The sequence below is a fragment of the Spiroplasma endosymbiont of Atherix ibis genome (assembly GCF_964020005.1).
GTDB lineage: Bacteria > Bacillota_I > Bacilli_A > Mycoplasmatales > Mycoplasmataceae > Spiroplasma_A.
On record NZ_OZ026474.1, the window covers coordinates 763,624 to 790,242 of the forward strand.

The 26,619-nt window shown below is 23.8% G+C and carries 25 protein-coding genes and 4 tRNA genes; 3 read left to right on the forward strand and 26 right to left on the reverse strand.

All coding sequences use genetic code 4. From position 1 onward, the window contains the following. Window position 1 precedes the first annotated feature (1 nt). The 5 genes from AACK92_RS04140 to AACK92_RS04160 form a co-directional block, all read right to left on the reverse strand. Window positions 2-1,081: a phosphatidate cytidylyltransferase gene (locus AACK92_RS04140; RefSeq protein ID WP_339020417.1), complete on the reverse strand. Its 1,080-nt coding sequence runs from the start codon at window positions 1,079-1,081 to the stop codon at window positions 2-4. Further along, window positions 1,071-1,793, reverse strand: a complete 723-nt coding sequence (gene uppS / locus AACK92_RS04145; RefSeq protein ID WP_339020419.1) for a polyprenyl diphosphate synthase — start codon at window positions 1,791-1,793, stop codon at window positions 1,071-1,073. The genes AACK92_RS04140 and uppS overlap by 11 nt, the downstream gene beginning before the upstream one ends. A 6-nt stretch (window positions 1,794-1,799) precedes the next feature. Further along, the gene (locus AACK92_RS04150; RefSeq protein ID WP_339020421.1) at window positions 1,800-2,864 is read right to left on the reverse strand and encodes an aminopeptidase P family protein; all 1,065 of its coding nucleotides are present in this window, start codon (window positions 2,862-2,864) and stop codon (window positions 1,800-1,802) included. A gap of 74 nt (window positions 2,865-2,938) precedes the next feature. Then, entirely contained in the window at window positions 2,939-3,082 is a 144-nt protein-coding gene (gene rpmG, locus AACK92_RS04155; protein WP_100916809.1) for a 50S ribosomal protein L33, read from the reverse strand. A gap of 299 nt (window positions 3,083-3,381) precedes the next feature. Continuing rightward, on the reverse strand, window positions 3,382-3,699 hold the full coding sequence (locus AACK92_RS04160) for a metalloregulator ArsR/SmtB family transcription factor (RefSeq protein ID WP_339020422.1): 318 nt from the start codon (window positions 3,697-3,699) through the stop codon (window positions 3,382-3,384). Window positions 3,700-3,841: 142 nt separating this feature from the next. On the opposite strand from AACK92_RS04160, the gene AACK92_RS04165 reads away from it, so the two are divergent. Continuing rightward, window positions 3,842-4,678: a lipoprotein gene (locus AACK92_RS04165; RefSeq protein ID WP_339020424.1), complete on the forward strand. Its 837-nt coding sequence runs from the start codon at window positions 3,842-3,844 to the stop codon at window positions 4,676-4,678. Between the two features lie 107 nt (window positions 4,679-4,785). Here the strand turns inward: AACK92_RS04165 and AACK92_RS04170 are convergent. The 10 genes from AACK92_RS04170 to AACK92_RS04215 all read right to left on the reverse strand — a co-directional run bounded on the left by AACK92_RS04170 (window position 4,786) and on the right by AACK92_RS04215 (window position 11,053). Continuing rightward, a tRNA-Leu gene (locus AACK92_RS04170) sits at window positions 4,786-4,874 on the reverse strand. A gap of 13 nt (window positions 4,875-4,887) precedes the next feature. Next, window positions 4,888-4,963, reverse strand: a tRNA-Lys gene (locus tag AACK92_RS04175). Between the two features lie 14 nt (window positions 4,964-4,977). Further along, window positions 4,978-5,052 (reverse strand) — tRNA-Gln (locus tag AACK92_RS04180). A 5-nt stretch (window positions 5,053-5,057) separates the two neighbouring features. After that, window positions 5,058-5,141: transfer RNA gene (locus tag AACK92_RS04185), tRNA-Tyr, on the reverse strand. A gap of 426 nt (window positions 5,142-5,567) precedes the next feature. Next, a complete protein-coding gene (locus AACK92_RS04190) occupies window positions 5,568-6,869 on the reverse strand; it encodes a thymidine phosphorylase (RefSeq protein WP_339020426.1) in 1,302 nt (433 codons plus the stop codon). A gap of 26 nt (window positions 6,870-6,895) precedes the next feature. Beyond that, window positions 6,896-7,774: a lysophospholipid acyltransferase family protein gene (locus AACK92_RS04195; RefSeq protein WP_339020428.1), complete on the reverse strand. Its 879-nt coding sequence runs from the start codon at window positions 7,772-7,774 to the stop codon at window positions 6,896-6,898. A gap of 2 nt (window positions 7,775-7,776) precedes the next feature. Further along, window positions 7,777-8,247: a dihydrofolate reductase gene (locus AACK92_RS04200; protein WP_339020430.1), complete on the reverse strand. Its 471-nt coding sequence runs from the start codon at window positions 8,245-8,247 to the stop codon at window positions 7,777-7,779. Next, on the reverse strand, window positions 8,247-9,116 hold the full coding sequence (locus AACK92_RS04205; RefSeq protein WP_339020432.1) for a thymidylate synthase: 870 nt from the start codon (window positions 9,114-9,116) through the stop codon (window positions 8,247-8,249). Before AACK92_RS04205 ends, AACK92_RS04200 begins: the two co-directional genes overlap by 1 nt. A gap of 63 nt (window positions 9,117-9,179) precedes the next feature. Next, on the reverse strand, window positions 9,180-9,503 hold the full coding sequence (locus AACK92_RS04210) for a holo-ACP synthase (RefSeq protein ID WP_422397889.1): 324 nt from the start codon (window positions 9,501-9,503) through the stop codon (window positions 9,180-9,182). Next, a complete protein-coding gene (locus AACK92_RS04215; protein WP_339020435.1) occupies window positions 9,503-11,053 on the reverse strand; it encodes a hypothetical protein in 1,551 nt (516 codons plus the stop codon). Before AACK92_RS04215 ends, AACK92_RS04210 begins: the two co-directional genes overlap by 1 nt. A 102-nt stretch (window positions 11,054-11,155) precedes the next feature. On the opposite strand from AACK92_RS04215, the gene rnhC reads away from it, so the two are divergent. Together rnhC and AACK92_RS04225 are read left to right on the forward strand one after the other, a co-directional pair. Next, entirely contained in the window at window positions 11,156-12,046 is an 891-nt protein-coding gene (gene rnhC, locus AACK92_RS04220; protein WP_339020437.1) for a ribonuclease HIII, read from the forward strand. Window positions 12,047-12,517: 471 nt separating this feature from the next. After that, window positions 12,518-13,513, forward strand: a complete 996-nt coding sequence (locus tag AACK92_RS04225; protein ID WP_339020438.1) for an NAD(P)-dependent oxidoreductase — start codon at window positions 12,518-12,520, stop codon at window positions 13,511-13,513. Between the two features lie 416 nt (window positions 13,514-13,929). Here AACK92_RS04225 and AACK92_RS04230 read toward each other — a convergent pair whose 3' ends face one another. The 11 genes from AACK92_RS04230 to AACK92_RS04280 form a co-directional block, all read right to left on the reverse strand. Further along, window positions 13,930-14,406, reverse strand: a complete 477-nt coding sequence (locus AACK92_RS04230; RefSeq protein ID WP_339020440.1) for a dCMP deaminase family protein — start codon at window positions 14,404-14,406, stop codon at window positions 13,930-13,932. 3 nt (window positions 14,407-14,409) lie between these two features. Then, entirely contained in the window at window positions 14,410-15,720 is a 1,311-nt protein-coding gene (locus AACK92_RS04235) for a hypothetical protein (RefSeq protein ID WP_339020441.1), read from the reverse strand. A 6-nt stretch (window positions 15,721-15,726) separates the two neighbouring features. Next, a complete protein-coding gene (locus AACK92_RS04240; protein WP_339020443.1) occupies window positions 15,727-16,650 on the reverse strand; it encodes an RluA family pseudouridine synthase in 924 nt (307 codons plus the stop codon). Between the two features lie 3 nt (window positions 16,651-16,653). Further along, window positions 16,654-17,400 carry a signal peptidase II gene (locus AACK92_RS04245; protein WP_339020445.1) on the reverse strand — a complete coding sequence of 249 codons (747 nt, stop codon included), beginning with the start codon at window positions 17,398-17,400 and terminating at the stop codon, window positions 16,654-16,656. Between the two features lie 13 nt (window positions 17,401-17,413). Further along, entirely contained in the window at window positions 17,414-20,122 is a 2,709-nt protein-coding gene (ileS, locus tag AACK92_RS04250; protein WP_339020446.1) for an isoleucine--tRNA ligase, read from the reverse strand. 266 nt (window positions 20,123-20,388) lie between these two features. Then, on the reverse strand, window positions 20,389-22,041 hold the full coding sequence (locus AACK92_RS04255; RefSeq protein ID WP_339020447.1) for a hypothetical protein: 1,653 nt from the start codon (window positions 22,039-22,041) through the stop codon (window positions 20,389-20,391). A gap of 64 nt (window positions 22,042-22,105) precedes the next feature. Beyond that, the gene (locus tag AACK92_RS04260) at window positions 22,106-22,444 is read right to left on the reverse strand and encodes a hypothetical protein (RefSeq protein WP_339020449.1); all 339 of its coding nucleotides are present in this window, start codon (window positions 22,442-22,444) and stop codon (window positions 22,106-22,108) included. Then, window positions 22,444-23,301 (reverse strand): MurR/RpiR family transcriptional regulator, encoded by an 858-nt coding sequence (locus tag AACK92_RS04265; protein ID WP_339020451.1) that lies wholly within the window; start codon window positions 23,299-23,301, stop codon window positions 22,444-22,446. Before AACK92_RS04265 ends, AACK92_RS04260 begins: the two co-directional genes overlap by 1 nt. Window positions 23,302-23,307: 6 nt before the next feature. Continuing rightward, on the reverse strand, window positions 23,308-24,327 hold the full coding sequence (locus tag AACK92_RS04270; protein ID WP_339020453.1) for a hypothetical protein: 1,020 nt from the start codon (window positions 24,325-24,327) through the stop codon (window positions 23,308-23,310). Beyond that, window positions 24,311-25,300 (reverse strand): ABC transporter permease, encoded by a 990-nt coding sequence (locus AACK92_RS04275; protein WP_339020454.1) that lies wholly within the window; start codon window positions 25,298-25,300, stop codon window positions 24,311-24,313. The genes AACK92_RS04270 and AACK92_RS04275 overlap by 17 nt, the downstream gene beginning before the upstream one ends. A gap of 28 nt (window positions 25,301-25,328) precedes the next feature. After that, window positions 25,329-26,609: an ATP-binding cassette domain-containing protein gene (locus AACK92_RS04280; RefSeq protein ID WP_339020455.1), complete on the reverse strand. Its 1,281-nt coding sequence runs from the start codon at window positions 26,607-26,609 to the stop codon at window positions 25,329-25,331. Window positions 26,610-26,619 lie beyond the last annotated feature (10 nt).

Consider the following 26,619-nt stretch of genomic DNA (forward strand, 5'->3'; position numbering starts at 1 on the left):
ATTAAACAGGCAAACAAGATATAAAGATAAACAATATAAATAATGAGAATAAAATGGAATCCATTCTGTCTAAAACTCCACCATGTCCTGGAATTAAATTAGAATAATCTTTAATTTTAACTACTCTTTTTATTCAAGAAAATAATAAATCCCCAAATAAACCAATAATTGGAAATACAAGTGCTAGTAAGATATAAACAATTATTTCTAATGCTATTGTTTTATCACCAAGTGCTTGCATTGGTTCTCTTAAAGGTTGAAAATTTTGTAAAGGTTTTACAAATTGGAAAACCATTGCAAAAATAATTCCAATAATAGCTGCTGTTCCCATACCAATTAATGCTCCCTCTCAAGTTTTTTTAGGACTTATATTGGGACTTAATTTAGTTTTTCCAAATCTCATACCTCCAAGATATTGAAACGAATCACTTAAAATCATCATCATTCAAATTCAAACAATAGTATTAAATGAAAATCTTGCTAAGTTATTATCAAGTGATAATGAAGTTATTGAAAAAGCTTTTAAAGCAAAAATAATTATTAAAGTCATTATAAAATTTATCAATGCATTTTTTGTGTTAATTCTTTTATCAGAAACAGAAATAACTATTGTAACCAATAAATAAACTGTAATAATAATTGGAAATTGTCATGATTGTAATCATGTTACTAAATTTAATTCATTATAAAATGAAAAATTATATAAACTATATTTTGTTGGAAATAATAATAATATTATTGAAATAGTAATTATTAAAACTTGATAATATCAAAATTTGAATCCCATTACTTTATTCATTTCAAAAATACAAATTACAGTTAAAATAACAGTTAAAATTATTGAAAAATATGAAGCAATTTCTGGATTGCCTATATTTGATGTTTTTAAAGATGTATAAATAGCACCACAGCAAACAAATCCTAAAAGTAAAAATAAAAGAACTATCGTTGAAAGAAGTCTAGTTTTTAAATTTCTTTTTGCTGAATCTAATTTAAAGCGATTTTTGCCAATATTTTCTTCAACTTCTGGTGAAACTTCAACTGTTTCAGTGACTTCAAAATCCTTATCTTTAGTCTTCATTTTTAATTCCTCCAAATCTTCTATTTCTATTATTATAGTATTCAATTGCCAACTTTAAATCTTTTTCTTTAAAATCTTGTCAATATTCATCAATAAAATAAAATTCAGCATATGCTAATTGTAGTAGCATAAAATTGCTTAATCTTTTTTCTCCACCAGTTCTAATTAGTAAGTCTATTGGCGGTGCTTTTTTTGTATATAAATTATCTAAAATTGTTTGAATAGTAAAATTTTCAAGTAAAATTTTTTTACTATTAATATTATTAAACACTATTTTAAATGCATTTTCTATTTCTTCAAAAGAGCCATAATCTAAAGCAATATGAACTACAATTTGATCACATTGTTTTGTATTTTCTTCGACTTCTTCTAGTATTTCTTTTGTTTTTAAAGGGACTTTATTTCTTCGTCCAATTCAAACAATTTTAATACCTTCTTTAATGTATTTTTCTTGTTGCTTTTTTGAAAAAATTTCACTTGGAAAATTCATCAAATATTTAACTTCTCTATCAGGTCTATTTCAATTTTCTGTTGAAAAACAAAACATTGTTATATATTTTATTTCAAATTTTTTTGAACTTATAATTGTTGGTAAAATATTTTTCATACCGATTTTATGTCCATAAGTTCTTTGTTTTTTTCTTTCTTTAGCTCATCTTCCATTTCCATCAAGAATAAAAGCTACATGTTCCAATTTTTTAATAATTTTCAACCTCTTTTATTTAACTATTTGAAGTTCTCTTAATGGCGTAGTTAAAAATTCATATCCATCTTTAGTAACTAAAATATCATCTTCAATTCTTACTCCACCAATTTCAGGAATATAAATTCCTGGTTCAACAGTAACACACATACCTTCTTGCAAAGTTTTATTACCAGTTGCAGAATTATAAGGTTCTTCATGAATTTCAATTCCTAAACCATGTCCAGTTCCATGAGTAAAGTATTTACCATATCCTTTACTTTCAATATAGTCATAACAAATTTTATGTACTTGATTTCCACTAATTCCTGGTTTAATACTTTCAATTCCTAATTGTTGTGATTGATAAACTACTTCATAAATTTCTTTTAATTTTAAATTATCAGCATTACCCATTACAAAAGTTCTTGTTTGATCTGAACAATATCCATTAAAGTAACATCCCATATCAAGAGTTACAAAATCACCAATTTCAATTTTTTTATTTGTTGGAACAGCATGAGGCATGATTCCATTTTTACCACTTGCAACAATAGTGTCAAAACTCAATTTTTCAGCTCCATTTTTTAAAAATGAATCACTTACAAATCTTGCTAAATCCTTTTCACTCATTCCTGGTTTAACAAATTCTAAAACATCTAAAAATACTTTGTGTGTAATATCACATGCTTTTTTAATTTGATCAATTTCTCATTGATCTTTTATCATTCTAATTGCATCAAAATTATATCCAATCATTTTTGCATTTAATTTTTCTTGAAAAATTTCTGAATCTTTAACAAAAACTCAATCACTTTCAAAAATAATTGTTTTTATTTCATTATTTAATATTTCATTATTAATTAATTCATACAATTTTCCAAATTCTATTATTTCATCAATATTATTTAATAATATTGAGTTTCTTGCAGCTGTAATATATCTTCCATCAACAAATAAATATGATTTTTTAGTTGTATATAAAATATATCCTAGAGATGAATGAAATCTAGAAAATCAGTATCTATTTTGAGGTGAGTGCAATAAAATTGCATCTGCATTAGTTTCTTTTAGAATTTTATTTAATATTTCTTTTTTCATAAATTGAACTCCTTTAATAATACTATACAAAAAAAGAGAGTAAAAAACTTTATAAAAAGTATTTTTTATTCTCCCTATTTTTTTTGTTTGTGAACTTGATGTGAATTACATTTAAAACAATGTTTTTTAACTTCAATTTTATCTTTTCTTTTATCGTTTTTTGCTATGTAATTTTCTTCTTTACAAGTTGCACAACGTAAAATAACTCCTTCACGCATATTCTTAATCCTCCTTGATAATTTTGATTAAGATAATAATCAAAATAATAATACCAAAAAATGTAATAGAATACTCATTTTTTTATTATAAATAATAAATTTTTTAAAAAATGTGATAAAAAGATAAATTTGTAGTATTATCTATATAGATAGTTATCTATATAGATAACTATCTTAAGGAGGATTACTATGAATAAAATTTTTTCAGGATGTAATTGTGAATTATGTACATGTTCAAATTGTACTTGCTCAAATTGCTAATAAAAAATTCTTAAAATAGAGTTATAAAAACTCTATTTTTATTTATTACATTTTGAACAAATCATTAACTTTTTCTCTTCTTGTAATGAACTTATAAAATTATCTATTTCTTTTATCATTTCTTTATTTACTTTATATATTTTTGAGTTTTTTTCTTTTATAGAGTTTAAAATTCCTACTTTTTCTAACATTTGCATATGATAACTTAAAGTTGGTTGAGTAATATTTAAATTATCTAATATATTTTGAGCACACTTATTACAACCACAATCACAAATCATGTTAATAATTTTTAATCTTGTTGGATCTGCTAATGTTTTAAAAATTTCTGCAAATTTTATATATTTTTCTTTCATATATAACCTTCTATTAATTTCAGTAATTTAAATAATTATATCAAGTTTAAATTAAATTATTTTTGGAATTTATTTTTTAAATAAAAAAATATTCTTTAACAAAAATGTGTAAAATAATAATAGTAAATTAGGAGTGATTAAAGTGAAAAAATTACTTAGTGTAATTTCAACCGCAACACTAGTTGGAACATCAACTTTAACTGTTGTTTCTTGTAGTTCAAACAAAAATTATAACGAGTTTAAAAAATGAATTGATAACAAAGACTCATTCATTTTATATATAGGAGAAGATAACTGTCCACATTGTCAAGATTTTGAATATGTACAAAAAAAATACAATAAAAAATTGAATGAAAAAATTAGTGAATTAAATACAAGTTACAACCAAAAAGTTGTAAATCAAGAAGGTTCTGAACATCCAGATTCACTTATAGCATATGGTCAAAAATTAAATAATGATGTTGATTTAAGAACATTTAAAACAGAAGAATATCAAAGTAAATTTACTGAAAAGTGAACAAAAAACATTCTAAATTGAATGATTGATGAAGTAACTCAAATTTATAAAAAACAATATACAATTGGTGATATGAGTGATAAATTAGCAACAAAATTAGCTAAAGTAAAAGTAAAACAATACTTTAATCTTGATAAAATTCAAGGATTTCCAATATTTATACTAATAAGAAATGGTAAACTAGTTTCTTGAGAAAATGGTTTTGGAAATAAACCTGCTGGAGGATGAACTGAAACTTTACTTGATAATTTATTTAATCCATTAATAACTGCAATGAATAATAGAGAACAAGAAACAGAAATTATAAATAAAGTAAATGATGGAACAAATTCTGGTTCTGGTGGAGAATCTGGTGGTTCTGGAGGTTCTGGTGGAGAATCAAAAACAAAAAATAATAAATTATTAAGTTATTCAGTAAGTGATCAATTTTTAAATGATTTTCTAATTAATACAATTAGTTAAAATAAAAAAACTCCTTAATAGGGAGTTTTTTTATTTTAACTATCTAACTAATTTTTTTAAAAGAAAAAAGCACTTTTTATAGTGCTTTCTTAATCAAGTCCTTATAATGGTCCCCAGGGCCGGACTTGAACCGGCACGACCGCTTAAAGTCGCTGGATTTTAAGTCCAGTGCGTCTACCTATTCCGCCACCTGGGGTTTAATAAAAAAATGGTGTCCCGTATAAGACTTGAACTTATGACCCACTGGTTAAAAGCCAGTTGCTCTACCGACTGAGCTAACGAGACGTTATTAAAATAAATGGCTGGGCTAGCAGGATTCGAACCGGCGCATGAGGGAGTCAAAGTCCCTTGCCTTACCGCTTGGCTATAGCCCAATAACTGGTGGGGAGTGACGGATTCGAACCGCCGAACCGTTAGGAGATGGTTTACAGCCACCCGCGTTTAGCCACTTCGCTAACTCCCCTTTAAATAATAATGTGGTGCTGACTAAAGGACTTGAACCTTCGACCTATTGATTACTAGTCAATTGCTCTACCAACTGAGCTAAGTCATCATTTATCCTTTTCTTCAAAAGTAAGAACCTTTTCAATTATACAAAAAAAATTAAGTTAAAGTCAATATTTTTTATAAATATTTTTAAAAAGATATTAAAATTGTTCTGTAACCTTTTTTTAAATAAAAAAGCACTCTGGGCGGAGTACTTATTTAATAAATCTAGAATAGTCAATACTTTTATATATTATAAATCTAAATATTATGTTCATTTGATAGGGCTAAATAAACATTATGGGCTAATGATCTTAAACTATTCCAGACAAATAAATTATATTTTAAAATTCATTAAATTTCAATATTTAAAAATTATTTTTTTAAATATATTTATAATACTTTAATTAGTCAAAAGTTTAAGAATTAATTTATCATTTTGTTTTTTATCATTTATTATAATTAATTCTTCTGCTTTTTGTTTAAAATTATTAACATCATCCCTATTTGTATAAAGAGTCATTATAGATTCTCCTTTTTTTACAAATTCATTAGTTGTTTTATTTAAATAAATTCCTGCAGAAAAATCAATTTCTTCTTCTTTAGTTGCTCTTCCAGCTCCTAAATACATTGAAAGATATCCTAATTGATCTGCTGAAGCAAATGAAACATAACCATCTTTTTGAGCTAAAATTTCAATAACATGTTTTGTTGAAAAGTTTTTATCATAATTAACAATTACATCAAAATTTCCGTTTTGTGCCTTTATAAAGTCTTTTAACAAGTGTGCAGCGCTTTTATTTTTTAATACTTTTAAAAGCTCTTCTTTAGCTATTTTTAGGTCTTTAAAAACTTTATTTTGTACTAAAGTCAATCCAGCTGCAGTTATACACAATTCTTCTAAATCAGCAGGTCCATTGCCATTTAAAGTATCTCATGCTTCTTTTACTTCAATTGCATTACCAATTGCTCTACCTAATGGTTTATCCATATTTGTAATCATTACACTAACATTTCTATTATGTTCTTTTCCAATACTTATCATTGTTTTAGAAAGTTCTACAGCGCTTTCTAAATCCTTCATAAAAGCTCCACTTCCCATTTTTACATCTAAAATAATGCTATCTGCTGGAATAACTAATTTTTTAGACATAATACTTGAAGCAATTAATGGAATTGAATCAACAGTGCCTGTAACATCTCTTAAAGCATAAAGTTTTTTATCTGCAGGAACTATTTCACTTGATTGACTCATAATTGAAATACCTACTTTATTTAATATGTCTTTAAACTTTTCTTCTGATATTTCCCCAGTTCATCCTGGACAACTTTCTAATTTATCAATAGTTCCCCCAGTTTGGCCTAATCCTCTACCTGATAGTTTAGCAACTTTAACTCCAAATTTTGCAACTAAAGGTGAGAAAATTAAACTTGTTTTATCTCCTACTCCTCCTGTTGAATGTTTATCTGCTATTTGCCCTTTTACTTCACTTAAATCATAAGTTATACCTGAATCTATCATTGCTTGAGTAAATGAAGCAATTTCTTTTATTGACATGCCATTAAATCATACAGCCATATTAAAAGCAGACATTTGATAATCTTTTAATGAATTATTAACAAAAGAATTAACTACTCAATAAATTTCTTGAGTAGTTAATTCTTTATTATTTTTCTTTTTTTCTATAATATTTACAAAATTCATCTTTTTATCTCCATTTTCATAAAAAACTAGTAATATGCAACTCTATTTTTTTCATCTATTCTTTTTGGTTTTATACCTAATGCTTTTGGATCTCAGTTTTTATAAATTTCTATATTTTTTTCAACTTCTTTTTGAACATTTCTAGTTAGCATTTCTGTTTTAAGTGATATAAATTTTTCTGGCATTAATGCTTTTCCAAAAACTACTTTAATATGGAATTTTCCTTTTGGTCTCTTTTCAAATAATTTATAAGAATCAATTATTGAAATAGGAATAATTGGAACATATGCCATTTGAGCTAATTTCATACTTGCTGGCTGAAATTCATTTGGTTTTTGTTTAGCACTTCTTGTTCCTTCTGGAAAAATTATTAAACTTCTTTTATATTCAGAAATTAATACTTTTGCTTCTTTCATAGCATTTAATGCACTTCTTGGATTTGTTCTATCTAAAGGTACATTGTCAATTAAATTCATAAAATGTCTAAATATTTTTGTTTTTCATAATTCTTGTTTTGCTATAAAAGCAATTGGTTGTTGTAAAGAAAAATCATTTATAGCCATCATTAAAATTGAATCCAAATTTGACTGATGATTTGGTGCTAAAACAATACCTCTATCTAATCAGTTTTCAATTCCTATAACATCTACTTGCACATTAGCAATTTTTAAAACTTTTCTACTTTTCTTTTTAACTCAGTTATATCTTCATTCTTCTGAATATAGGTTTGGATCTTGTTTTATTTTTTTTGATATTTTTTTAGCTTTGGCAGTAACTCTTCAAATACTTCATGCATTAGTAAATAATCTTCATTTACTTACATGTGCCATTTCTTTTTTATCTTTCTTCTCTTCTTGAGTTTTATCACTTAAATTTTCTTGTTTTGCTAATTCTAATTGTTCCATTTTTAATACCTTTCATAATAATAGATTTCAAACTCTTCAAAATCCATTTTTTTTGTAATTTTAAAAAGCAACTGATCAAATTTTGGAGCAAAAACGTCTCCTTGATAATTCTTTTTAATAACACTAATTATTAATCTATCTGCATAGTTTAATGCAGCTTCATAAATTTGAGAACCTCCTATAATAACAAGTTCTTCTTCTATCGATTTATACTTTTCTAAAAAATCTTCTAATTTATTAGATAATTCAATATCATTATAACTCTTTTCCAATTTTCTTGAAGTAATTAATATATTTTTTCTATTTGGTAGTGGTTTAACAGATAAAGAATCTCAAGTATTTCTACCCATCAAAACAGTTTTGTTTTTTGTATAATTTATAAAATGTTGCATTTCTTCTTTAATTTTTCAAGGTAATTTATTGTTTTTGCCAATAATGCCATCCTTAGTTTGTGCTCAAATAAGTGAAATCATTAAACAGCCACTACTCCTTTAATTGCTGAATGACTCTCATATCATTGTAAAGAAATATCTTCATATTTTATTTTAAAAATTGATTTATTATCTGCATTAATTTTTAAAGTTGGTAATTTTTTAGGTTCTCTTGTTAATTGCAATTTTAATTGTTCAATATGATTTGAATAAATATGAGCATCTCCTATTGTATGAATAAAATATCTTGGTTTTAAATTACATTCCTTAGCTACTAATTCTAAAAGTAAAGAATAACTTGCTATATTAAAAGGTACACCTAAAAAAATATCTCCACTTCTTTGATAAAGTTGTAAATCGATAAAATTATCTTTTGAAACATAAAATTGAAATAAAGAATGACATGGAGGTAGTGCCATTTTGTTAACCTCTGCTGGATTTCAAGCAGAAATGATATGTCTTCTTGAATATGGATTAAGTTTAATGTCACTAATTAAATTTTTAAACTGATCTACACCATTAAAATTTCTTCATTGTTTTCCATAAACAGGTCCTAAATCTCCATATTTTTTAGCAAAATTTAAATCAGTTCTAATCTTTTCTACAAATTCTTGTAAAGTCTCATTTTTATATTCTTTTTCTTTTTTAAAGATTTCATAAGGTCATTCATTTCAAATATTGACATTATTATCAACAAGATATTTTATATTTGTATCTCCACTAATAAATCAAAGAATTTCATGAACAATTCCTTTAAAAAAAACTTTTTTTGTTGTAACAAGAGGAAAGCCTTGTCTTAAATCATATCTTGATTGAGTTCCAAATTTTGAAATAGTTCCCGTATTGGTTCTATCTTCTCTATTCTCTCCAGTTTCTAAAACTTCTTTTACCAAATCCAAATATTGTTTCACATTATCACCTTCTAACATTATAACTAGTAAAAAAAATAAAAACCACAAAATATAGTGTGGTTTTTATAAATTTAAAGCTACTGCAACTGAGTAGTTTTCTTCATGACTTATTGATATTTCAATATTTTCATATTCTTTATTTTCTATAATTGGCTTTTCATTTTGATAAACAATATTAATTGAATTTGAAACAACTTTATTTTCAATACATTTTATTATTGCTTCTTTTGCAGCTCATCTTCCTGCTATAAATTTAATTTTTGCTTCTTGACTTTCTAATTTGCTTAATAAAATAAATTCATTTTTATGTAAAAATTTCTTTAAGAATTTATCATTTAGATTAATTCTTTTATTTTCAACAATATCTATTCCTATTTTTGCCATAATTAATTAAAGTATCCTTTTGCAAAATCAAAGTAATATTGAATTCAATAACTATTTCTATAATTTTCTTTTCATCATTCACTTTGATATTCAATATTATTAACATTATTTTTTGTATCATAATTTGAATAATTAAAAGGAATTCCATCAATACCATAGAACTCTCCAAGTTTTAGTTCTCCTGAAGGTACTATTTCTAATCCATCAATTAAATAACTTGCTGTATAAATTGCTGATAAATAAGGCATTGTATCTAAATTATTTCTTGTTGTTGCATTTACATAATTTAAACTTTTAAAGAAATTATAAGTTAATTTTGGATCTCTTAAAAGAGTTGACATATATCTTTGAGTTGTTTTACCAATTTTTTTTCATTTTTGATCAATAATATTAGCTAATGTAATAAATGGATTAATTCTAGTATCTTCTTGTGTATTAGGACTTTCACTAGCTCATTTATAAAAGCCTATCATTTCCCTTTCATTTATTCATCCTTCATGTATATTTTTTTCATCATGATTTGTTGCTAAATAATACTTATCTAAAGCATTAATTAATTGAACACTTGTAACTTCAGATTTTGAAGCATTTTTATCTTTTATAAATATAGTTGAACCCATTAGCATCATTTCTGTTGCTAATCTAAAAATAGATTTTGAATCTTTTGGCATTACTTCAATACAAGTTGATAAAGGTGTATCAAATGGGTTTGTACTTGAATAGCCTTTTGCCAATAAATCTTCATAAACAATAAAGAAATCTTTTAAATTAGCTGTTGATTTATCTGCAATTAATTGAGAAGAAATAACCATAAGTGGATCTAATAGATATTTTGTTATACAAGAATTTGTATATGTAAATCCTAAGATTGGAACTGAGGGCATTGGTGAACTTATTTTTCTTGCCAAAGAATACTTTTTATATGAATTTCCATAAAGAATTTTATCTTTAACTTGCTCTTTTGTCATATTTGAATAGTCCATTAATCCTATTATTTGATTTTCTGTTTGAAATAATGGAAAACTTGCCATAAAACTAACAGACATTGATAAAGCCATTCCTAGAGCAAGACCATTAAAAGCACCTATTAATTTATCTACACTTCCAATAATTTTAACTTTACTTATTTTTCGTTTAAAAACTCTATAAAAAATTAAACCTATAATATTTACAAATAAAAATATAAAGATAGTAAGAAAAATGTACAATCCGAGTGCTGATATTACTTTTAAAATTTCATAACCAGTTCCTGAACTATCAATTGGTAAATTTGTTGAATTTGGGAAAATATTTGAAATAAAGTTAACAATTGTTACACCAACAGAAGAAAAAACATTAACAAATCCAGATTTTACTCATAATTTCATAAAAATTGGATTTAAAGAATTAGTTAAAATTTCTGGAACAAACATTAAAATTATAAGCGCTATAACTTGTAAAATAAGTAAATAAAAAGTTGCTAAAAAACCTCTTTTAATTCCTCAAACAGTACAACCAATTATAATAGAAAAAGCTATTATATCAAATAGTCATCAAGGTCCTATATTAATCATTGCTTTTCCTCCAATCGTACTACAAATTATTATACCAACTTTATTATTTGAAACTTAAATCATATTTTACTTTATAATTTATTTTAAAGGACTGATAGATATATGAATAGTAAAAGTTTTAAAAAAGTAAATGAAGAAACAATAAATAAAATTCTTAATGAAAATCAAAACTTTTTATATACTTCTAAAAATTCAAGTATAAAATATTTATTTAAACTTCCATACGGACTTGTAATTAGTATTTACAAAACAAATACAATTTTATTACAAGGTGAACAAATCAATGAATTTGCAAATAAATATTTTTTAAAAACTGAAAATAATAAAAATAATCCTACTTTAATAAAAAAAATAATAGAATTACCAAATATTGGCTGTGATGAAGTTGGAGTTGGAGATTTTTTTGGACCTTTAATAACTTGTTGTGCTTTTGTTGAAAAAGATTTCATGCAAAAATATAGTTCTTTAATAAAAGAAATAGTTGATTCAAAAAAAATAAAGGATTCAAAAATAATCAATTTATTTGAAAAAATAAAAGATAAAGTAACTTGAGAAATTTATGTACTTGATAATTCAAATTATAATAAAGCTTATAATATTTATAAAAATACTCATAAATTAAAAGCAATTTGTCATAATCAGTCTTTAAAAAAATTATTTAAAAATAATGTAAATTTGAAAAATAAACAAATAATAATGGATCAATTTGTAGATGAAAAAAATTACTATAAATATTTGCAAGATCAAAAAGTTGTAATTAACAATATATATTTTGAAACTAAAGCTGAATCAAAATATATATCAGTTGCTTGTGCAAGTATTATTTCAAGGTATCATTTTTTAAAAGAAATTAAAAAATTAGAAAGAGAATATCAAGTCAAATTACCTTTAGGAGCTAGCAATTATGTAAAAAACTACGTTAATAAATATAAAATAGAAAAAAAATCAGAAGTTGAAAAATTTACAAAATTGCATTTCAACAGTAAAATATAAAAAATCTTTTTAATGAACTTGTCAATAAAAGTAGACACAATTTTAATAAATTTTATACTAAATAATTTTTTTTGATTATATTCTAACAAAAAGCTACATTACTAAAATAATTAAATCATGTTTAATTTAATGAGAAATATTTATTATAAATATAATCACTTTTGGTTTATTAATTATAATATTAATCATTTTTGCTATAATTGGAAGTACAATAGAAGCATTCAAAGTAGCTGATATTGCAGTTGTTTAAGCTTTGTATTATAATTATTAAAATGATTACTACAAATATGTTTTTTAGTTATGCAATTCAATATAAAAAACTGCAAATTTCATTACACATATGAAATCATTTACAATTATTACAAGTTTTTGTAGTAATTCTTATATGAAAATTACTACAACAGCAATTAGTACAAGAACTATTTTTTCAATTATTTAAAATAAAAAATAGTTTAAATTAAAAGGAGAACTATGAAAGTATTTTTATATGGAGTTCAAGAAATTGAACAATCAATATTTAACAAAGCTAATGAAAAATTTAATTATGAATTAACATTTACAGACAAATTATTAAAGCCTGAAACTATAGAAATGGCAAAAGGTCATGATGTAGTTGTTCTAATGGTTAACTGCAATGCAGATAAAAAAGCTTTACAACAATTTAAAGATTATGGTATCAATATTTTGTTGACAAGAACTGTTGGAACTAATCATATCGATATTGAGACACTAAAAAAACTGGAATTTAAAAGTGGGCGTGTACCAAGTTATTCACCAAATGCTGTTAGCGATCTTGCATTTTCAACAGGAATGGCTTTATTAAAAAATATTTTTTTAATGTATGATAATTTTAAAAATCAAAACTTTTTTGTATATCCAAACACTATTTCAAAAGAAGCAAGATTATCAACAATAGGTATACTTGGAACTGGACGCATTGGTTTAGAAACAGCTAAAGTTTGAAAAGGAACAGGAGCTAAAGTTTTAGGTTATGATCCATATCCTAACAAAGATGCTGAAGATATTTTGACATATGTAGAATTAGATGAAATATTAAAACAATCTGATTTAATTACAATACACCTTCCTTACATTCCAGGAGTGAACAAACACTTTATTAATAAAGAAAAAATAGAAAAAATGAAAGATGGTGTAATACTTGTTAATACTTCACGTGGTGAATTGTTTGATTTAGAAGCAATAACTGAAGCATTAAGAACAAATAAAATTAAAGGTCTTTCATTAGATGTAGTTGAAAATGAAACTGATTTATTTTTTAATAAATGAAATTATAATATGCCGAACTCTACTTATAAAGCTTTAGTAACTGAATTTAATTCACGTGTAATTATTACTCCGCATATTGCTTATTTCACTTATGAAGCAGTCAAAAATATGGCTGATACAACATTTACAAATTTACATCAAATTTTAATAACAGGAATTTGTGATAATTCAATTGATTAGTTATTTTAGTCTTAAAAAAACATTTAGCACTAGCGTGAACCCAAAATAGTAAGTATAAAGTAAAAAAACTTTGTAATACTATTAGGAGGTTCATTTTTTTATGCATAAAAAAAGAAACTTAGGAAATTCATATACAAAAAAATTATTAACAAAATTTTAAAATACAATGAAACTGTTAAATTTTTTGAAATATCTAAAAATGAACTAACTACATTCAAATATAATAAAACATATAATAAAATTAATGAAAAAAGCTACACTCAAAATATTTTATATAAAAAGAAATACAAAATTTTAAAAAGTTTATCAATTACTTAAACAATATCTTAAATGTATTTAAAATCCTCTTGTATAATTTCAAAAATTTTCATATAAAAATCCCTAAGTGTGATTAAGGGATTTTTTTGTTTTTTTAATTAATGAGTATATAATGAAATTTTAACTGCTTTTTTAAAAACTAATTCAACTTTTGCATCTTTGAGCATTTTTTTTGCTATTTTATTTTCTATTGTTTTATCATATTTATCACAAGAGTATATTATTTTTTTAATTCCTGATTGAATAATACTTTTTGAACATTCATTACAAGGAAATAAATTTGTATATATAGTACCTCCTCTTACAGATTCTTTTGAAGATAAAATAGCATTTAATTCTGCATGTACAATATAAGGATATTTTGTTTTTTCAAAGTCTCCTTCTCTTGATCAAGGATAATTATTATCATCTAATCCTCTTGGCAAACCATTATAACCAGTTGAAAGAACTTGTTTTAAATCATTTATAATAACACATCCAACTTGAGTGACTGGATCTTTACTTCTCATTGCATTAAGTTGAACCATTGCTAAAAAATATGTGTCTCAATCTATATAATCTTTTCTTTTCTTCATAAACTATCTCCAACTAGTAATATAACCATCTGAATTCATAAATCAATTTCATCCATTTCGTCTAAATATTTTATTAGCAGTATCTGCAGATAATCATTTTTTTGATACATAATAAGATAGTGCTTTTGATGAATAAGGATCATGTGCTGGTATATAATAATTAATTAAAGTTAAAGTTAAAGGTAAAGCAAATGCAGTTATTAATATCACTATTGGTAAAATAATTAATTTATCTACATTTTGTTTATTATAAATTGATAATAAATAAATACTTGAAGATATAGCAGCTGAAGTTACTATCATAATATATAGTTGATATTGTTGCAAAATTAATGGATATAACACTAAAAAAATTATTGGGAAAAATAATCTATTTTTTGAAAATAATTGAATTGGTTCTCTTTTTTTATCTCAAGTAGTTACACCAAGTACTCCAACTACACTTGCCATAAATCCTAGTCCACCTGAAAAAATTGAAGTTTGTGAAGGAATAGCTGCACTTACAAAAAAACCTGTTAAAGGATAAGTTATAAATATTGCAATAGCAAATCTAAATGTACCAACAAGACCTTCAGTATATCTTGCTACTTTTAATGTTCCATAAGTTAAGAAAAAAATTTGAATAAAAGCCATTAAATATCCATTTGAATTAGCCGTAAATCCATATGTAAAAATTCTTCATCACTGACCTCCAATAATTGTTAAGTTTCTATTTGTTGCTCCAAAAAATAAATCTATAGCTTTTGGATCAGAATCTTTAAATCAAATAATATACAACACTGTTGTAATAATTGGAAGTATAAAGAAAATACTAGATAAAATTATAGAAATAGGAGTATTTCTATTCATTTTTTGAACTGCTTTTCTAAATTTTAAATTAGATGATTTTGTAGGATTTTGTAGAATTTCAATTAACTCTTCTTCAGAAATTTTCTCATCTTCCTCTTCTTTATTAGTTTCTTTTAAAGAATTAATTTTTGAAAAATGTGGCTTTAATTTTATTTTTATGTTTTCTAAATTAGAAACACTAAAAGTAATTCCTTCTAAAGAAATATCTACATCTTTATCACTTAAAGCAATATTTAAAATATCAACTTTTTCTCTTTTTTCTCTTTTTAAAGTGTTTTTTATTTCATCTAAGTTTTTATCAGTTGTAACAGGTGAACCCACAGTTACTCTAATTATTTTAAATTTAGCTTTTGGATTAACTAAATATGATACATAATCATTACTAAATTTTTCTAAAGTCTTATATTTTTCAACTTTAACAAAATAGTGAACTAAACTTAATTTTAATTCATTAAAATTTGCCATATATAACTACTCACCTATTCTCTTAAACATAATGATTTTATCATTAAATTGTTTTGGTAACTCACTTATTAATTCAATTTTTTCATTTGTTATTGGGTGATTAAATTTAAGTTTATAAGAGTGTAAATATTGACCAAATTCATCTTTCATATCCTCTTTAAAAGCATAAAGTCAATCTCCTACAACTGGATGCTTTATATAAGCCATATGAACTCTAATTTGATGTGTTCTTCCAGTTTCAATAATACAACTTATTTTTGTATGATTTTCAAAACGCTCTAAAACTGTAAAATTTGTAATTGCATGTTTTGAATTAATATCTGTAATTGTCATTTTTTTTCTATCACCCTTATGACGACCAATCGGAGCATTAATTTTTCCAGCATTTGGTTCTATAATGCCATGAACCAAAGCTATATATTCTTTATGAATTTGATTATTTGCCAACATTTCAGTTAATTTCTTATGAGATTTATCATTTTTTGCAACAATCATTAATCCTGTTGTCATTTTGTCAAGTCTATGAACTATTCCAGGACGCAATACTCCACCAATTGAAGACAAATCTTTAATTTTAAATAACAATCCATTTACCAAAGTTCCATTAGGATTTCCTGCAGCTGGATGAACTACAAGTCCATTTGGTTTATTAACAACTAATAAATCTTTGTCTTCATAAACTATGTCAAATTCAATATCTTCAGCTTGTGCTAATAATTCAACTGGTTCTTTTAAACTAATTTTTATAATATCTCCATTTAAAAGATTATATTTAACACTAACTGGTTGATCATTTACAAGAACATCATTAGATTCAATTAATTTTTGAACATAACTTCTAGAAAAATCATAATCATTTTTTAAATAATCTGCTAAAAACTTATCTAATCTTCCTGAATTATGTTCTATTTTAATTTCTAACTGTTCCATAATTTACTCCTTTTTTTTGTATTCTTTTCATTCTCTTGAAAGCTCTTGATTACTTTTTAAATATTGATTGTATGTCATTTTATCTTCTTTTTTAATATTTAATTTTTGATAATATACTTCAAAAAGAACTTGTTTTCTATTTTTAATATCAAAATAAAATTCATATTTATTTTTATCTTTTTTGCGCATTACAAGTTCTATAATTTCTAAAATAGCATAAATAATTAATATAAGTATAATTACTCCTACTGCAATTGAAACTCATGCATCTGCTAAATTGAAAATATAACTATCTGATCCAAAAAAACTAAATTCAAATTTAAGAAAGTCAATAACTCCCCCTTTTACACCATTATTAGTAGCTGGCGCTCAAGCTCTACCTAATAAATTTGCAAAACTTCCTGCAACCATTAAATTAATTGGTATTAATCAGTATTTATTCTTTATAAAAATAAATATTCCTATTAAAAATAATGTTACAAGTGAAGCTATTGAAATTGTTAAACCTATTTTTTCTGCGTTCATACCATAAGCAGCTCCAGGATTTATTACATATTGAAAACCTATGAAATTAGGAATAAATTTAACTGCTGCTCCATCTAATACCATTTTATCAGCAACAATAGCTTTACTTATTAAATCTAAAATTACTAAAAAAAGTATGAATGGCAAACATCATACTAATTTATATTTTCATATATAATTATAATCTTTTAAATATGACTTAATGTTAAATACAAAGTCTTTCATTTTTATCACACCTTTAATTAATTACATCAAAACATCTTTGACAAATATCTTCTTTTAATTCATCAAAAATAGCTCAACATCTTTGGCACTTCAGTCCTTGTTTTAATTTTACACTAACATCTGCAACCTTAGAATTTATTTGTTTTTTAAAGTCTAAAAATTTAATTGAATTGACAATTAGAATTTGATGTAAATCAGTAATTTGCTTAATAAAATCAAACTCTGGTTTTAATTCTAAACTTACAACTGCTTCAAATCCTTTTTTTATTACTTTTTCATTTCTTGCTTTTTCTAACGCTTCGTTTACATCATCACGTAAATCTAAAACACTTTGTCATTTAGAGTTAAAATCCTCTGATTGTAAGAAATTTTGCTCTCTTAAATCTAATAAGTGAATTGATTCTTCTTTTTCAATATTTTGAATATGTTGATAAACTTCTTCAACAGTATGAATTAAAACTGGTTTTAACATATCTAGTAATGCTCAAAGTTGCTCATACATGACTGTTTGTACTTGTCTTCTTCTTATTGAATTTGCAGCTTCAACATAAATAATATCTTTTATAAAATCTAGATAAAATGCTGATAGATCATTTGCTACATAGTTATTTATTAATTTATAACCACTATTAAATGAATAATTTTCCATAGTTTTAAAAAATTTTGTTTTTATCAATGTTAAATTGTTTAAAGCAAATTTATCAACATCTGTTAATTCTTTTTGATAATCTTTTTTAGGATCAAAATCAACTAAATTAGATAATATAAATCTAATTGTATTTCTAATTTTTCTATATGATTCTGATACTTGCTTTAATATATCTTTTCCTATTCTTTGATCATCTGTAAAATCAGTTGAAAACACTCAAAGTCTTAATATATCTGCTCCTAAATCATTTGCTATATCTAATGGATCAATTGTATTTCCAATTGATTTAGACATTTTTTTACCTTTTTCATCATTTGTCATACCATGAGTAATTAATTGCTTATAGGCAGGCTTTCCATCATATATTACAGAATTAATCATAGATGAGTTAAATCATCCTCTATATTGATCATTTCCTTCTAAATAAACATCATATGGTCTTTGCAAACCAAAATTTTGTTCTATTGCCAAATTTGAACTTCCTGAATCAAATCAAACATCAAGAATATCTGTTTCTTTAGTTCAGCCAAGTCCTCTAAACTGTTTTGGTAAAAAATCATCTGCTGGTAATTCAAATCATGAATTTGTACCTTTTTTAGATATTACTTCAATTGCAAAATCAACAATTTCTTTTGTTAAATGAGGTTGTTTTTCTTTATCAAAAAAAGCTATAATTGGAACACCTCAAAGTCTTTGACGAGAAATAGTTCAATCATTTCTATCTTTAATAATATTTCTCAATCTTTCTTTTGATCACTCTGGATTTGTTTGAACACTCTTAACAATAACTTTATCAATTTCTTTTTTTACATTTGATAGACCAACAAATCATTGATGAGTTGCTCTATAAATAACTGGTTTTTTTGTTCTTCAATCATGTGGATATGAATGTTTTACAAATTTTAATTTTAATAATAAACCCTTTTCTTGTAAAGTAGTTCCTATGATTTTGTTAGCATCTTCATAAAAAACTCCTTCTAATCTTGAATCTTTTATAGTTATATCAAACTTTCCTTCATCATCAATTGGTGCAAAAGCTTTAATATTATTTTTTGTAACAATTTCAAAGTCATCTTCTCCAAATCCCCCAGCAATATGAACTAAACCTGTTCCTGCTTCACTTGTAACATGATGTCCAATTACTGTAAATCCTGTTTTATTTTTAAATCAAGGATGTTGATATGTTATATTTGTTAATTCTTTTGCTTTAAAAATTTTAATAATTTTTATATTTTCTCAACCAATTTGTTCGCTTACAGATTCAACTAAATATTTTGCAATAATAAAGTATCTTTGATCATTTTCAGGTTTTAATTTAACATATTCTAATTCTTCTCCCAAAACAATTAACTGATTTGAAGGAATTGTTCATGGTGTTGTTGTTCAAATTACTAAACAAGTATCTTTAAAATCTTTATTTTCTATAATTGGACAAGCTACAAAAATAGTTGGTGATTTAATTTCAGCATATTCAATTTCAGCTTCAGCTAATGCTGATTCACTTGAAGGTGATCAATAAATTGGTTTTAAATCTCTATAAATTAAGTTTTTTTCAACCATTTTTGCAAATAATTTTAATTCACTTAACTCAAAATCATCTGTAAGTGTAATATATTTGCAATCATAATCTGTAAAAATACCAAATCTTCTAAATTGTTCTGATTGATTTGCAACTTGTTGTAATGCATACTCTTTACACAAATTTCTAAACTCAACAGGTGACATTGTTTTTCTATTTACACCTGTTTTTGTAATTGCTGTTTCAATTGGAAGACCATGAGTATCTCACCCCATAATATATGGTGAACTATAACCAATTTGATTTTTTCATCTAACAATAAAATCCTTTAAAATTTTATTTAATGAATGTCCTACATGAATATTTCCATTTGCATATGGAGGTCCATCATGTAATATAAAAATTGGTTTATTTTTATTTGCTTCAATTTTTTTGTTATATATTTTCTTTTCTTTTCAAGTATTTTGAATTTCTGGTTCTTTTGTTTTTAAATCTGCTTTCATATCAAAACTTGTTTGATTTATAAGTAAAGTATCTTTATAATTTTTTTCCATATTAATTAATTCCTTTCAAAATAAAATGCTCCTATTAATAGGAGCGTTTTACCACGGTACCATCCTAATTAAATAAACACAAAAAAATAATATGTCTATTCATCTTAATTAGATTGTTAACGCTATCCTTGCGAGCAGTTCTACTAAGTAAATTTAACTTTTCTTCTGCTAATTAAATAAGTGATAATTTAAATAGTCTTTTGTTAATTCTCACCAACCATTAACTCTCTGTGAAAAGCATATATCTAAATTTTGTCTTATTTTTATTATTTATATCATTGTTTCATATTTTCATTAATAAATCAATCTAAATTTGATCCATATTTAAAAGCTGTAGGTTTTTTTATATGTTCATTTGCACTTTGAGTAGTTGATGAAGAGTTATTTGAAAATATTTGATAAGTATTTATTCCAAAATAATTAAGTCCTATTATTTTTTTTGTAAATTGCTTATTTAATTCTTTTGAGTCTTCATAAAGTTTTTGTAAAGCTATTGATAAATTACTTAATTTACTATTATTTTCAAAGCCTAAAGCACTTGCTGTTGAAGTTTGAGGACTTGCAGCTCCAATTCTTAATGGTTTATTTGATAAATTATAAAATTTTGAACTTTTATTTCAATTAGAATCCAAAAATCCTCTTAAAGTTCCATAAAAATAAGCTGGATCTTCTATAGCTGGTGAAAGTTTTGATCTAATTTTTTCTCCCTTTTCAATTATTTTATTTGTAAATGTAAAGGTTTCTGGTGCTATAAAAAAATTAATTGGTCTGTTTACATTGTACATAAGTAAAGTAATATCTTTATATCATCCTTCAAGTGATTCAATAAAAGGTATTATAGTAGGTTTATTTATCTCAAGTGCTTCTCTATAAAGTCATTCTATTTTAGAAGAAATAGTTAAGTAAAATTCCTTTCCTTCTAATCAATATTCAACCATAATTTCTTTAACTCCTTGAGAAAGAGTTTCTTGACTTTCTCTATTATATAAAGTCTTACCAGCAAGAGCTATATCAAGTCCATCTAAACCATAAGTTGTTAAAATGTCTTTTAATTTATCTTTTAAAGCATTTTTTTGTTTTCATTTTCAAATCATTCTGTCAGCTGTTGCTCCACCAAGTGAAGTAATTATTTTAGTTTTGTCATCTCAAGTGTGCATTTCAATACTATTTTTTCTATCAATTAAAAATTTTGAATTTTTAATATCATATTTTTTAACATCTTCATTAGAATTTGGATTAAAATCATCAATATTTAAGCTATCAATTTCGTATTTTCCTGCTTTTGTATACAATGAAGAAATATTAATAATATTATAAGGGTTTACTTTAATTCCATCATTATTTTTAGCTTTAATAATTGCTTCTAAAGAAGGTTCTCTTCATTCTAAACCAAAATATTTTTCTTTTTCATTATTTTTTTGTTTTTTACAAGTTGTAACTTTATCGTCTTTTACTGGATAAATATTTCCTCAATTTCATCAAGTACCCATTAAATTTGAATCTTTTTGATTAATTGGATTTTTAGCATTTTCAATTGCTTCTTGATTAGATTGAAAAGTAACTATTACTTCACCTTTTATAACTTTAGAAGTTTTAGAAGCTTTTATAATTGCTGAATAAGTTTGAGTTTTTTTATCATCTGAATCTGCTATTTTTTTAATTGAGTTATAATCAAAAAAAATACTTGCCAATATTTCTATATCTAATTGTTTATTTTGATAATTTTCCTTATTAATTTCATTAAACTCTACAATTTTTTTGATTATTTGCATTTGATTTACTTTTTGTAAAAAACCTAGATTTCAATTATAATTAAGAGAGTTCAAATTTTTTGACTTTATTGAACAAGAAACAATTGTTGATGTTGTTAATGATACTATAAATGAAGCTGCTGCAAATATTGAAAGTAACTTTTTCATAGATATTATCTCCTTTAAGATAATTATAAATTAAAAAAATAGCAAAATTTAATAAGAAATGCTATTACTTTTTTAAAGTATTTATTATTTCATCAAGATATTTTTCAATACTTTCATCTTTTTTATTTAAAAAATGATCATTTTTATCCAAAAATTCTTTCAAATATTTTGTAAACTCTATTGGATTTGCTTCAATATTTAAAATAACTTCTTCAATGTCTTTTTTAAATTCTTGACCTAGTGAAATAGATTTTGCAATTATTATTTCAGCATTTTTTCTTGCTATTTCATATACATTTTTAGTTCTTTCTAAACCTATTTTTGTATATTCTTCTCTTGTTTTATAATTTTCTAATTCTTTTTCAAGAGTTCTTATTTTTTTTTCTAATTCATAATTATCCATTAAAATTTGCCCTCAAAATTTCAATTTAATGATATTTCAGCTGTTTTTTTGAATTTTTCTCTAAATTCTTCATTTTGACTAACAATTATATTAAATATTAAGTCAAATATAATCATTTCGCCTGGAACTGAAGATATTGAAGGATATTTAATTTTATCATTACTTATTGTTTGAGTTTCAATCATATGAATTTTATTAGTATCTATTTCTTTTTCTAAATTCTCTTTTGTAATTTCTTTATCTGCTGTTAAAACTAATATTGGAATATTTTTATTATAAGTTCACTTAATTAATTCAATTATTTCCTTTGTTCAACCTGTTCTTGTAACAAAAATTACAAAGTCATGTTCATCAAAAAAAATAGTTATTTGAACATAATTATGAATATTTGAAACATTTTGAGCTATTATATTTATTCTTGATAAATTTAAAACAAAAGAACTAGCACTAATTTGTTGTTGTTCTAAACCAAATATTATTACTCTTTTAGAAGAATAAATTTTTTTTGAAATTTTTTCAATTTCTTCTAAATTAATACTATTTAAAGTTTCATTTATTGTATAAATTGCAGCTCCTCTAACATTGTGAACTATGTCATTAATAGTATTATTTTCTTCTAATTTATAATAGCCACTTTGCATACGTGATTTTTCATAAACAAACATTTGAGTTGATTTAAATGATTTAAAACCTAACTTTTTACAAACCCTTGTCATTGTTGAAGGACTCACATTACTTTTTTTTGAAACTTCTTGAATTGAATGACTACAAAAAAAATCTGGATTAGTATTAATTAATTTAAGTATAGATCCTTCAGTTGAGTTTAATTTATTTTCTTCTAAACTAATTATTTTCATATTTTATTACCTTCTTTTCTTAGATTTTTTATTAGTATCATAGTATTTAAAATAATTTGAATTAATTTTTCTATCATTAATATGTTTTTCTCTCATTTTTTTTAATTCTACAATATTTGAACATTTTTTGACTTCTTTAATATAATCAGTAGACAATTGTACAACAACACTATTTCCATAAATATCTTTTTTTGTTTGCCTTACTCTAGTTATTATAAATGTTATTAAGAAAAATAGTAATAAAAAAATAAAAGCAAAAGTCACCAAATAAGGAATTGTAAGATTACCTCCTAATCTAAAGTCGACTTTATAGAGATGATTTTCTCCAATTCCTTCAAAAACAAGTTTTTTTGCATTAACTCATCCTGCTTGCATTACATTCATCATATATCTTTGAGGTAAAAAATAAAGAATAAAATTTAATCATTTAATTCTTGCAATAACTTCATATGGAAATGCACAGCCTAATAAATTATATGCAAAAATATAAATTAATGAAGCATAAATCGCTCCAACAGTTGTTGAATCAACAAATATGAAAATTGAATAACTTATTAAAACTGATAGTAATCATAAAAAAAATGCTCCAGTTATAAACATTGATCAATTAACATTTGAAAATAGATTTCTTTGCTCTTTGAAAAAAATTAAAGTTAAAGACATTAATAAAATACTTATAATGAAATTTATTGTGAAATTTGCCAATATATTAGCTAATGCTCTAATAAAACCATTTAAACCTGTATTACTAATTCTTTGTACAAAACCTGTATTCTTATTATTTGCAAGTGTTCTGTGAAAAGTTTGAATTCCATTTCTAATAATAAGTGTTCCTATAGCAGATGCAAAAAGAAATGGATTATCAGCTTTAAAAAGTAATCATATAAATAAAGTAAAAATAACTAGAAAAACTCCTAAAAACATATTAATAGGAGAATATATAAAAGTTTTAATAGCTAATCAATATAAATTTTTAAAACTTTTTCAGTTATTATTTAATTTTATAGAGTTACTCTTTTTTAGCATTTTTCTCTTTACTCCTTAAAATTTTCTTTTGTTGTTTAATTTCTTGGGTTAACTCTTTAACCTTCATAATTTCGTTTAATTCTTCAATTGAATTTTCTTTTTTAATACTGTAAATAATTGCCATATGTTTCATCATACTTTGATATTTTTGAAATTTCTTATTTTCATACTCAAATTTTTTTATAAATATATAAATAATTATTAAAGTTAAAATAACTATAATTGCAATAGATACAATATATGCTATTCAATAATTTCCTCCATAACCAAATTGATTTTTTTGCATATGAATATCACCAACTCATCCTGATGCCATAATATTTAAAAAATATCTTTGAGGCAAAAAGAAACCTAATATCATTATTGGTTTATTATTTTCAAGTAAACTTCAAGGAACACCAAGACCTAATAAAAATACTGGTAAAAAATAAAATATATTTGCAATTACTAAAGCTCACTCAACTTTTTTTATAACAAATACAATAACTAAAGCTAATAAATTAGATGAAATTGCCATTAAAAAGAAGCCTAATAAAAATATAAATCAATTAATATTTAACAATAAAACTCTTTGTTCAACAAAAATCATAGATATTGCAAACATAAAAACTGCTACTAATATATTTACTAATTGATTAAATAATATTATTATAAAAAATATAAAAGTTTTGGAGATACTAGTTGAAAATAGTTTTTCAAAAAATAATGTAGATTTAAAATCAAATAATGTTTTTACAAAATTATAAAGACAATTTCTAATAATACTCATACCAATAGCACTTGCAACAATAAAATCATCTACTCTTAATCCTTTATCATTTGCTCCTGTACCAGCATTTTTAAAAGCTAATCAAATAAAAAGAGTAAGTATTGTAACTATTCAACCTGAAAAAATTACAAATAAATCTTTTTTATAATTTGAAACTTGCATTGAAAATATAATTTTGAATACATTTCAATTAGTTGATTTCATATATTAAACCCTTCCCTTTTTATTTATTTTATTTTGTTGTTTTTGATTGTCTTTGCTGTTTTTTTATGAATTTATTTTCTAGTTTCATAAACTTAATCTCTTCTTGAATATATTTTTTCTTTAAAACTGAAAGTTGTTTTAATTCTTTTCTAGAAAGAGCTGCTGTAAGTTCAGTTGCATATACAATGTACTTATTAGACTTAAAACTTTTATATAAATCTTCTTCTAAATATTTTAGAAAGCTTTCAGTATTTTTAAAAAATATCATTGCTGATTTTTTATACTCTATTTTTGGTTCCAACTTGCTAATTTTCTTTTTAATAGTTTTAAAATATTTAATAAGTGTTTTAGTGTGTCAAATTACTTGATCAATACTTTTTTTATTCATTGCTGTTGAAAGTAAACTATTTAATATATTGTGTAATTCATTTAAATGAAAGTATATATTTCTTATTTCAATAATATAATTTTCATCTTCATAATTCATATTTTTTTCTAAAAAAGCGTTATAAATTTCTCTAAATTTTTCAACATTCATCTCAAACTTTTTAAGTATTGGTTTAAAAAGTTGATCAGGCTTAACTGTAATTTCATTTTGTTTTATTGCATTCATTATATTCAATGAATACTTTTCAAATGTAAGATTTTTATTTCAATCTGTTATATAGTCATCAGATATAATGAATCCTGTTTCAAGAACAATAACTCTTTCACAAAGAATTTCAAAAGTAGCATCATCAGGAGAAATAATAACTAAAGTAGCATTATTTTCATTTTTATAATCTTTTAAAAAATTCAATATTTTGATCTTAAAATCTAATCCTATTGAAGAAGAAACTTCATCAAGAACAAGCAATTCAGGTTTGTGTATTATCCCTAAAGCAATTGAAAATAATTGTAATCAAGAAGTATTACAAGAAGTTAATACTTTATTTCATCTTGTTTCAATACAAAAAACTTGAACTAAATTATCTAATCACTTTTTATCTTTAACATTATAAATATTTTTATATAAATTAAAAACCTCTTTAACTTTAAACCCCATTGGTCATGTTGTTTGTCTAAATTGAAAACCAATATTTGCAATAACATTATCATTTTCAAAATTATACTCAATTATTCCCCCAGATTGTTTTATTTGACTAGCAATTAATCTTCCCAAAACACTTTTTCCAGATTGATTTGGACCAATTATTGCTACACCTTCACCTTTATAAATTTTTAAATTTATTTTTTTTATAGCTAAATTTGTTTTATTAAAAATTTTTGAAACATTTTCTAATGATACACATATTTGTTTATTTTTCATTATTATTCTG